General features: G+C 37.0%; 7 protein-coding genes. 1 reads left to right on the forward strand and 6 read right to left on the reverse strand.

Translation table 11 applies throughout. From position 1 onward, the window contains the following. Nucleotides 1-2,820 (forward strand): type ISP restriction/modification enzyme (locus ACFINZ_RS08330; RefSeq protein ID WP_375701310.1); only part of this gene is annotated, 2,820 nt, incomplete at its 5' end. Nucleotides 2,821-3,812: 992 nt separating this feature from the next. On the opposite strand, the gene ACFINZ_RS08335 is transcribed toward ACFINZ_RS08330, so the two are convergent. The 6 genes from ACFINZ_RS08335 to ACFINZ_RS08360 form a co-directional block, all read right to left on the reverse strand. Continuing rightward, on the reverse strand, nucleotides 3,813-6,440 hold the full coding sequence (locus ACFINZ_RS08335; protein ID WP_375701311.1) for a DUF6990 domain-containing protein: 2,628 nt from the start codon (nucleotides 6,438-6,440) through the stop codon (nucleotides 3,813-3,815). Nucleotides 6,441-6,533: 93 nt separating this feature from the next. After that, nucleotides 6,534-7,121 (reverse strand): SMI1/KNR4 family protein, encoded by a 588-nt coding sequence (locus ACFINZ_RS08340; RefSeq protein WP_375701312.1) that lies wholly within the window; start codon nucleotides 7,119-7,121, stop codon nucleotides 6,534-6,536. A 42-nt stretch (nucleotides 7,122-7,163) separates the two neighbouring features. Then, nucleotides 7,164-7,739: an SMI1/KNR4 family protein gene (locus tag ACFINZ_RS08345; protein WP_375701313.1), complete on the reverse strand. Its 576-nt coding sequence runs from the start codon at nucleotides 7,737-7,739 to the stop codon at nucleotides 7,164-7,166. Between the two features lie 52 nt (nucleotides 7,740-7,791). Next, nucleotides 7,792-8,367 carry an SMI1/KNR4 family protein gene (locus ACFINZ_RS08350; RefSeq protein ID WP_375666666.1) on the reverse strand — a complete coding sequence of 192 codons (576 nt, stop codon included), beginning with the start codon at nucleotides 8,365-8,367 and terminating at the stop codon, nucleotides 7,792-7,794. Next, nucleotides 8,364-8,849: an SMI1/KNR4 family protein gene (locus ACFINZ_RS08355; RefSeq protein ID WP_375701314.1), complete on the reverse strand. Its 486-nt coding sequence runs from the start codon at nucleotides 8,847-8,849 to the stop codon at nucleotides 8,364-8,366. Before ACFINZ_RS08355 ends, ACFINZ_RS08350 begins: the two co-directional genes overlap by 4 nt. Nucleotides 8,850-8,869: 20 nt before the next feature. Beyond that, on the reverse strand, nucleotides 8,870-10,278 hold a 1,409-nt coding region (locus tag ACFINZ_RS08360; RefSeq protein WP_375701315.1), incomplete at its 5' end, for an HNH/ENDO VII family nuclease.

Here is a 10,278-nt window from a genome sequence, read left to right on the forward strand (position 1 = left end):
TTTGATTTTGTCAAAGCCATTTTTCTGGATAGTTTTAAAATCACGGATTATTGGGGCATTTGGGCGAACAATGTTGCCGAGATTGCTCAAAACCATATCAATCATCTTAAAGATATGATTTCCGATGAAAAGAGTGAAGCCTTTCATGCCTTTGATGCTTTTCATAAGGAATTAAAGAACAACGTCAACAGTGAAATCAAACAAAAGGAAGCGATTGAGATGTTAGCGCAACATCTTGTCACGCGTCCCGTGTTTGAAGCCTTGTTTGACGGTAATGAATTTGTACAGAACAATGCCATTTCACAAGCAATGGACAAGATCTTAACGGAACTGGATAAAACCAATATCGAAGAGAAAACGAAAGATCTTGATAAATTCTACAAAAGTGTCACGTTCTGTACAGCAGGCATTACGGAAACTCATGCCAAACAGAACCTTATTATCAAGCTTTATGAAAGTTTTTTTGCCAAGGCATTTAAGAAAACCACGGATAAGCTTGGGATTGTTTATACGCCCGTTGAAGTCGTTGATTTTATCATTCATTCTGTTGATGATGTATTGCGTAATGAGTTTGGAAAAAGCTTAGGGTCACGAGGTGTCTCTATTCTTGACCCTTTCACTGGAACGGGTACCTTTATCACAAGGCTATTACAATCCAATCTCATCAAACCAGAGGATATGGAATATAAATTCCGTCATGATATCCATGCCAATGAGATTGTCTTACTCGCCTATTACATAGCAGCGATTAACATTGAAACGACGTATCATAGTCTTATGAAAGGTGAGTACATTCCCTTTAAGCATATTGGTCTGGCTGATACGTTTCAAACGCTTAAAGAAAAAAACCTTATGGACGGTATACTCAAAGAAAACAGTGAATATTTAGAACTTCAAAAGAAACTGGATATCAAAGTTATCTTTGGCAACCCTCCTTATTCGGTCGGACAAAAAAATGAAAACGACAATGCAAAGAATACTCCTTATCCGATTTTAGATAATCGTATCCGTGAAACTTATGCTGCTCAATCTAAAGTAACGAATATACGAGCGCTTTATGATAGTTATATCCGTGCCATTCGCTGGGCTAGTGACCGTATTGATAATGCTGGGGTAATTGGTTTTGTTTCTGGTTCTGGTTATGTAGAAAAGCCAACAATGGACAGTTTACGAAAATCTTTAGCCAAAGAGTTTACAAGTATTTATGTACTTAATTTACGGGGTGATCTTCGCAAAAATATGTTAAGCAACGGGAAAGCTGAAGAAGGAGAGAATGTCTTTGGCAATGGTAGTATGACTGGTATTGCGGTAACGCTATTTATCAAAAATTCTAATGTTTCTGAAGAGTGTAAAATTTATTATCATGATATTGGTAATAATCTTTCCACCGGAAAAAAACTTGAGATGCTTCAATACTTTACTAGTATTGGTGGTATAGCTAATAAATCAAGTTGGCAAATGATTACACCGGATGAACATGGTGATTGGATTAATCAACGTGATAACAGTTTTGAAACATTCTTAGCTATAGGTGATAAAAAACCCCATGGGAAAAAACTCTTTGAAACGTTTTCTCGTGGTATTATGACGAGTCGTGATCTTTGGGTTTATCACTCAAGCTATAAAGCTTTAGCTAACAACATGAGTAATATGATCACGTTCTATAATAAGGAAGTGGAACGTTTTAATAATGCTTATGAACATGTTGATCGCAAGATACGTAAAAATGCTGTAAATAATTTTGTCAATTTGGATGAAAGCAAAATTAGTTGGAGTCATAATCTCAAACGAGACTTGGACAAAGGAAAGACTTTTAACTTTGAAGGTGCTTGCCTTACGCAAAGCCTTTATCGTCCTTTTACACAACAATGGCTTTATTATAATCGGGATTTCAACGACGGTGTTTACCGAATGCCGCGTATATTTCCGATAGAGCAAGGGGTTGATAATAAGGTAATACAGATTTCTACTGTAGGAGCAAGATGTGGTTTTTCTATTTTAATGGCTAAAAATGTACCTGATGTGAATATGGTAGATGGTAGCCAATGCTTTCCACGCTATATTTATGAAGATACTATGGTTTCAAAAGGTAAAAGTGAAAAACAATCCCATTTATTTACAAATTCTACAGAAGACAGCAAAATAGCTGGTTTACAGAGGCGTGATGCCATTACTGATGAAGGATTAGCACATTTTAAAGCTGCTTATCCGAATGAAAAAATCACTAAAGATGATTTGTTCTATTACGTCTACGGATTGTTACATTCGGAAGATTATCGTGCTCGTTATGCGCATAATTTATGCAAAGAATTACCTCGCATTCCTTGCGTAAAAAGTGCTGATGACTTTTGGAAATTTGTAACAGCAGGGCGTGAACTAGGTCATTTGCACGTGAATTATGAAGATGTAGAGCCTTATCCAGTAACTTTTAAAAAGGGTAATCCAAAAGTTACAGAGATCTCTAATCCAGAAAAATTCTATTATGTAACTGAAATGAAATTCGCAAAAATTAAGAATAGTAAGGAAAAGGATAAATCAACTGTCATTTATAACAGCAATATCACTATGACAGATATCCCTCTTGAAGCTTATGAGTATATCGTTAATGGCAAGCCCGCTCTTGAATGGGTTATGGGGCGTCAATGCGTTAAGACTGATAAAAAGAGTGGTATTGTCAATGATGCCAATCGTTATGCTGTTGAGACCATTGGCAACCCTGCCTACCCTCTAGAATTATTTCAAAGGGTTATTACCGTAAGTTTAGAAACCATGAAAATCGTAAAAAACTTACCAAATTTGGTATTAAGAGAAACTGAATAACTTATAAAGCATGCTCACATAATGGGCATGCCAATCTTATTAAATCCGCTTATGTATTAGTTTAACTAACAGTCTATTTTATCATCTGTTATGAGATAAACTAAGATAGGAAATAATTACGTTATCAAGATCTCTTTAATGGACTTTTGTAAATTCTTTAAACGTATCATCTTGTGAGTTGATTACCTATAATCTTAAAAGGAATAATTTATCATGCGTTATTCTAAAAAGAAACCATTTGCACTTTTAGATACTTTTATTTGGATTGCTTTAAGACTTTTAAGAAATCCACTCTTAAATAGAATTAGATTTTTTTACATTGCCTTTAAAAGATTATACCGTAATCTAAAATGATAGCTTTATTGTTTTCAAAAGCTTTGTTTAAAGAGGATTATGTATATTCATTTTCTTATATTACTTATAGGTTTTGAAGGTTTCTCAAACCCCCAAAACCCCTACAAAACATATAGCATTAGTTGAGTTTACAGGTTGTATTTTGATATAGGTTGTTTTTTTTGGAAACTTGATAAAAGTTAACATATTGAAATATAATAAAATTTTATTTTTTATTGAAAAATATGTAAAGGGGGGGCGTAAAAAGCACCTCCAAAACCCCCAAAAAACCCTAAACCTCCAAAACTCATAACCATAATGGTCTTGATAGCATTTCTTATGAGTTACAAGCTATCTTTTGAAAGGCTTAAAGGATCATATGCTTTTCATAAAGCACATTTTAATCACTCACTAAAATCATAAGATTCGTCTGTTAAATAAACTGACATAACCGATAAAATAGACAAAAGCCCATTAAAAGAGATTTTTATAATCTATGGAATAATTTTATAGATCTTTTTTTATAGGTTGTTTCATTAAAATCTTGCACCAAAACCATGATCAGAACCCCACCACTTCAGTTTCTCAACTAGTGATCAAGGCTTTGGAGCGCGTCTTATTTTCTAAATTTCTGAAATCTTTTTGATATTTTTTAGGTGCTATTTCTTGTCTTTTTTTCCGATAAAATTGACTATTTTCTCTTTCCACGAGCGGGATTGCTCCTTGCTGATAACCTCTTGTTGATCATCAAACTTTTCTGCCACCCGTTCAATCAAAGCGTAGCTCACTTGCTTCACCTTTGCTACTTCTTTGGCTAAAGCTAATGCACGTTCAAGGTGGGTTTTGTTGATGCTTTCGTCAAAGCCTAGGTGATCACCTGCCGTAAAGCTTTGCTGATAAGATTTTAAGGTCTCAATATTGCCCAATAAGGCAAGAGCGCCAAGATGAAGCAAAGCATAATCCGTATCATCTGCTTTAGACGTTGCATCCCGTTGCCAAGGAGCAGTGCCATAATCAGAGCGAAGTCTTTTAGAAAGGTCAATGTCTTTGACTGACCATTCTAGCGCATCATCAAGTGCTTGCTTTAAACAATCCGTAGTGACTTCTGGTTCAAAGATTTCTAATCCCTTGGCTTCAAAATTAAGCTGTATATCTGGAATATCTTCCGTGTGGGTAGGATCAATGAATTTACAAGCAGCGGAAAGAATACCGGTACTAATCATAAAGGCGCTATCAAATTGCGGACAATCTTTGGCAACTTCGTCGTTATAAAGAATATCTACTTCACGATCAGCCAATTGATAGCTTGCCATATGGTCATTCTCATTGATTTTCTCGGTTGACCAACCTAAGCTTTTCAAAAGTGCATGAGCACTTTCCATGGTGAGACGATCATCAGTGTCATCCGCTTCCTCTGTCGCCTCAACAGCAATAGTTTTGGAAACAACAGATGCTGTTTGGGAATCAAGGGACAAAATCGGAGCATTTTTTGGAAAACCCGCTCGATAACCCCGTGCAAGAGTAAGAGCGTTGTCAATCGTATATTTCGTGATACCTTCCACAAAGCTTAAAGAGTTTCCCTTTCTAAAATTCTCTTTATAAAACTTAAGCCTCTCAACATCTCCAATCAGAATAAGCGCAATAAAATGGCGTATTATAAGATCATATTCACTATTTGTTGGCAAAGCCGCATAATCATAGATGATTTGATTAACATTTTGTCGATCAGCCCAACACAAAATATCCGCACAGATCTGCTTCAGTTTACCTTCATCAACTTCATTACCAGACACAGTATATATATCTTCTAACTCTTTAAGAACGGTATATTGGGGAGTATTGATGAAAACAGATCGATAAGCTGTAGAAAAACCAAGTGTTGAAAGAGAAACCTTGAAGGTAACAAGCGGTGTCTCTCCGTTTTTATCAAGGTCGTACACTATATTAATGATACGATCTTTCTTTATAAAATAAGCATTGCAATTGTAATTTTTATCACGATAGACTGTCCAGTCCATCCTTTTTAAGTCTTCAGAAACTGTATTAAGAAAAGACAAATCTTGTAAACTAAGACGATCATCTATGGCTTTTCGCTCATTAAGGATTTTCAGATATTCTTCAGCAAATTGAACGGCCTGGTTAATATATCTCTCTACTTCACTGTCATCCAAGATCTCAGAAATCGTACCTGCTTCTAAAAAACTTTGATAAGATTTCAGGACATCAATTTGACCTGTCAATGCTAAACAAGCCAAATGCCAGACTATACGTATATTGTAGCTATACTTTTGAACACGTGTTTTGCTTTCTATTGATGCTTGTAAATCTTGGGCACGCGCCCACTGTATTATCCGCTCAGAGATTTTGATAAGCTCTTGCTCATCTAATGTCTCTACACAAATATCAATGCCTTTACCAAAACCACTAAAAATCCCCCCCCCAATCGTATTAAAAGAATTATAAATATTTTTAGGAGAAACGCACCAATATTCCTCACTATAGTGAATACAATTGCAAGCGACAGAAATCATTTCATTAGATATTTCAGCTTCAATACGGACATTGTAATTGTCATGGAGACGTATAAAACCAAAATCAAATTGAATGAAGCGGTCGGGCAAAATCAACCACATTTTTCCAGGCTCCGTAGAAAACCACCCTTGTGTTTTGAGAACGCGCATTGCTGCTGTGAGGCTTATCGAGCGCTGTTTGGTTTTTTTGCGCGTTAGAATATCATCCAACCCCCCATTTTTATAGGCTTGCGCAAAAAAAAGCAGGCGATCATCCGATGTCATTGTTTTATAATCTGCAAATTCTGGCACAGATAGTTTTGGAGTAGATCTATCACTCCTTAAAGCCTCCATATCACCAAGTAATGCTTGTGCAACGGCAGAATGATTAGTAGCTTCCTCGCACAACTTTTTTTCAATATCCTGTGCTTGCGCCCATGCAATCACTTTGTTTAAAGCGGTTGTGATATGGCTTTCGGAAAGATCCGGAGCTTTAACATTAAAATCCTCCTTCGCGTAAAACAGCACATCTCCATATTTACGCTGTGATTTTTCACCTCTAGAATATTCCCGAGCAAGACAATAAGCAGCGGTGGTGAGATCAGCCGAAAGCAAAAACTCTTTGCCACTCTCTCCATAATTTTTTACACCATAGCCAATACCGACAATGCGATCGGGAAGATGATAATGCGCAAAAGTATCCCCCACGTTATCACGATAAGGCTCCCAGCCCAGTCTTTTTAAAATCTCTGTGACATCTTTGGTTTGCATCATCATTCCCCCAGCATGATCTGTAATTCTTTTACATAAAAATTACTTATGTAATACTTAGGCTCTCTAGAAAGACTATATATTTCCTCACTATCAATTTCACCTCTTCCATAGTTTTTTCCAAAAACTCTTGTAAAAAGGGATAGGTTGCGGAGTGGGAGTGTTCTCAATCTTTTCAATCGGTTGATCACCATCAGGTATCTCAACTCCCGCGTGTACTTTAATTCTTTTGCATAGGAATTCATAAAAATTACTGGCGTAATATTCGGACTCCTCATCCGCAAACATGACATAGATTGGACATTCTCCATCCCTAAACTGCGTATAATCAAAATAAAAGGTTTCATCAAGATCATAACTCACAACGAGCTGTTCTGGTGTCGCAAAACCATGTTTTCTATCGAGTAAGTTTTGGTAAACAATATCACCAGCAGGAATACCTTCCCCACAATCTCCATAAAGGCTATAAATTTCTTCACCACCAATTTCTCCTCCTCCATATTTTTTTAAAAAAACTTTGTAAGAGGATGTGAATTGTACGCCGAGAGTTTTCTCCGCCTTTTCAATCTGTAGATCATCTGTTTCATTCTCTTCATCATCTTCACTACCAAAATTGATAATCTCATCATCATATTTATTCACTTTATCAATTAATACTGCAACATCAGCTAAGGTATAGGTTTTCATAGATGATCCTCAAAACTTGCGTAACGCTCCATATTTCCCCTATCAATTGCCCCTCCTCCATAGTTTTTTCCAAAAACTCTTGTAAAAAGGTACAGGTTGCGGAGTGGGAGTGTGCTCAATCTTTTCAATCGGTTGATCACCTTCAGGTATCTCAACTCCCGCGTGTACTTTAATTCTTTTGCATAGGAATTCATAAAAATTACTGGCGTAATATTCGCAATCTTCAGATGGAAGCATGACATAAAGTGGGCATTCACCATCCCGAAACTGCGTATAATCAAAGTAAAAGGTTTCACCAAAATCAGCGTAACACACGACAAGCTGTTCTGATGTTGCAAAACCACGTTTTCTAGCATTTAAGTTTTTGAAAACAATATCACCACCAGGGATATCTGCTCCACACTCCTTATAAAGGCTAAAGATTTCTTCACCCCCTATTTCTCCTCCTACATATTTTTTTAAAAAACTCTTATAAGACGATGTGAATTGCAAACCGAGAGCTTTCTCCTCCTTTTCAATCCGTAGATCATTAGCCGCATTTTCTTCGGTACGAAAATTGATAATATCATTATATTTATCAACTAATTCTATGACATCCGCTAAGGTATAGGTTTTCATGGATGATCCTCAAAACGTGCGTTATAAACGCTCCATATTTCCTCTATCAATTTCACCTCTTCCATAGTTTTTTCCAAAAACTCTTGTAAAAAGGTATAGGTTGCGGAGTGGGAGTGTGCTCAATCTTTTCAATCGGTTGATCACCATCAGGTATCTCAACTCCCGCGTGTACTTTAATTCTTTTGCATAGGAATTCATAAAAATTACTGGCGTAATATTCGGACTCCTCATCCGCAAACATGACATAGAGTGGGCATTCACCATCCCGAAACTGCGTATAATCAAAGTAAAAGGTTTCATCAAGATCATAACTCACAACGAGCTGTTCTGGTGTCGTAAAACCACGTTTTCTATCATTTAAGTTTTGGAAAACAACGTCATTAACAGAAACACCTATAGGATGCTCATAAAGACTATAGATTTCTTCACCACTAATGTCCCCACCTTTATAATGTTTCAAAAAACTCTTGTAAGAGGATGTGAATTGTAAACCAAGAGCTTTCTCAGCCCTTTCAATTACAAGATCATCAACTGCATCATCTTCAGTACGAAAATGGATAATCTCATCATCATATTTATTCACTTTATCAATTAATATTACAACATCATCTAAGGTATAGGTTTTCACAAATCTTCCCCTGCGTGCTCTTTAATTCTTTTACAGAGAAATTCATAAAAATTACTTGCATAATAATGTGACGCTCCAGATGGAATCTTGACGTAGAGTGGGCATTCACCATCCTGAAACTGAGTATAATCAAAGTAAAATGTCTCACCAAAATCAGTTCTACTGACAACAAGCTGCTGTGATTTTGCTAAACCATGTTTCCTATGATATAAGTTTTTATGCACAATATCACCAGCAGGATGATCCTCAAAACTTGCGTTATAAATGCTAAAAATTTCCTCATAACCAATTTCTCCTCCCTTATAATTTTTTAAAAAATCCTTATAAGAAGTTGTAAACTGTAAACCGAGAGTTTTTTCTGCCTCTTTAATCCGTACATCACTAACTGCATCCTCTGCAGTACCAAAATTGATAATCTCATCATCATATTTATTTACTTTATCAATTAATTGTACAACATCAGCTAAAGTATAAGTTTTCATAGGTTGTTCTCCATAAATTATTATTTTTTAGTTGCTATATCTTTCTTTTCATAATCTTTAGCACGTTCCTTCCAGTATTTCGTCCTCCATTTATCGAATAGGTCTCTGTCAATAGCTGATCCCATTGTATTAGGATTAATATGAATAACTGAATTATGTTTATTATGAAACGCATTTGTAACCTCTGCTATGGGACCATCATGTGTTTGCAGCATATGATGCAATTCAATGGGATTTTCATTAAAGTCAAGAGGTGCTCTTCCTGTTTTCATCCTTTCAATATTTGTACCTTTTACTTCTTTTCCTTTTACTGTCCAACTAACAATCTGGTTAGGATCAAACAGATCATCTCTCTGATAGACTTTGTTTGTCTGAGTAATTTTTTCTCCCTTGTTAGTTATTTCAAACTCAACCTCAATAGGTTTTGACCAGAATTTTCTCTCTTGCCCCAAATATTGAGTTGCAATAGCTTCATCGCTCATTTTTTCTAGCGATTGTGCGATTTCTTTCCCCACATGCGCAGTATTTACTTCAGAACTAGTTGCTCCCGTTATAGCCGCTTCTTCAGCTTTAGCAGCAAATTTGATGAGATCTTTTTCTACAAGCTTTCCCGCAAGCTTTACGCCTCCCTTGGCTGCTGAAACAGCACCGTCAGTAAGCACTGTAGAACCCACTATATAAGCCACATCTCCTAATGGTTTACCTAGCATTTCGCCAGATTCAGCACCAGCACTGAATGCTCCATCCCCCCCTTTCTCCATTGTTTCATGTATGTGATCTATATGCCCCCCAAAGGAATCCTTTATGTGATCTATACGCCCTCTAAAGGAATCCTTAACACCTCCCCAGAATTGACCAACTCCTTCCCAGAGTTGACCAGCACCTTCCCAGACATCATCAAATATATGCCCACTCGTGGCCCAAGCTTTTGCTGTTCCAACGCCTTGAAGGGCATTTTGATAGATCTCATCAACTGAACTGTTTCCTATTGCCGATCCTAATTCTTTAACGTCATGAACTGTCGCATATATTCCGTTTCCTATTGCCGATCCTAATTCTTTAACGTCATGAGCTGTCTCAGATATTCCGTTTCCTATTGCTTTTACGGCACCAACAATCATACCCTTCGCAAGACCTATCCCAAAAATCCTATCTTGCTCTTCACTAATCTCGAACCATTTTTCGTTAACATCTCTTCGACACTGATCATCAGGGCACTCTTCTAACTCTTTCTTCATCTGAGCGCGTTGTGCACTCCCCAAAAAGTTATTTGCAGCGGCATTACCTGCGGCATCAGCGCCGGCATCAACATTGCCACCGGCAAGGGCAGCAGCAACGCCCCCAGCAGCCCTTGCAACATCAATGGTGTGGTCTCTAAAGTCAGCAAACTGCGCATCAATCTTTGCGTTTATACGCGCTTCCTCTTCCG

This window comes from Bartonella sp. AA81SXKL, assembly GCF_042196945.1.
Lineage (GTDB): Bacteria > Pseudomonadota > Alphaproteobacteria > Rhizobiales > Rhizobiaceae > Bartonella.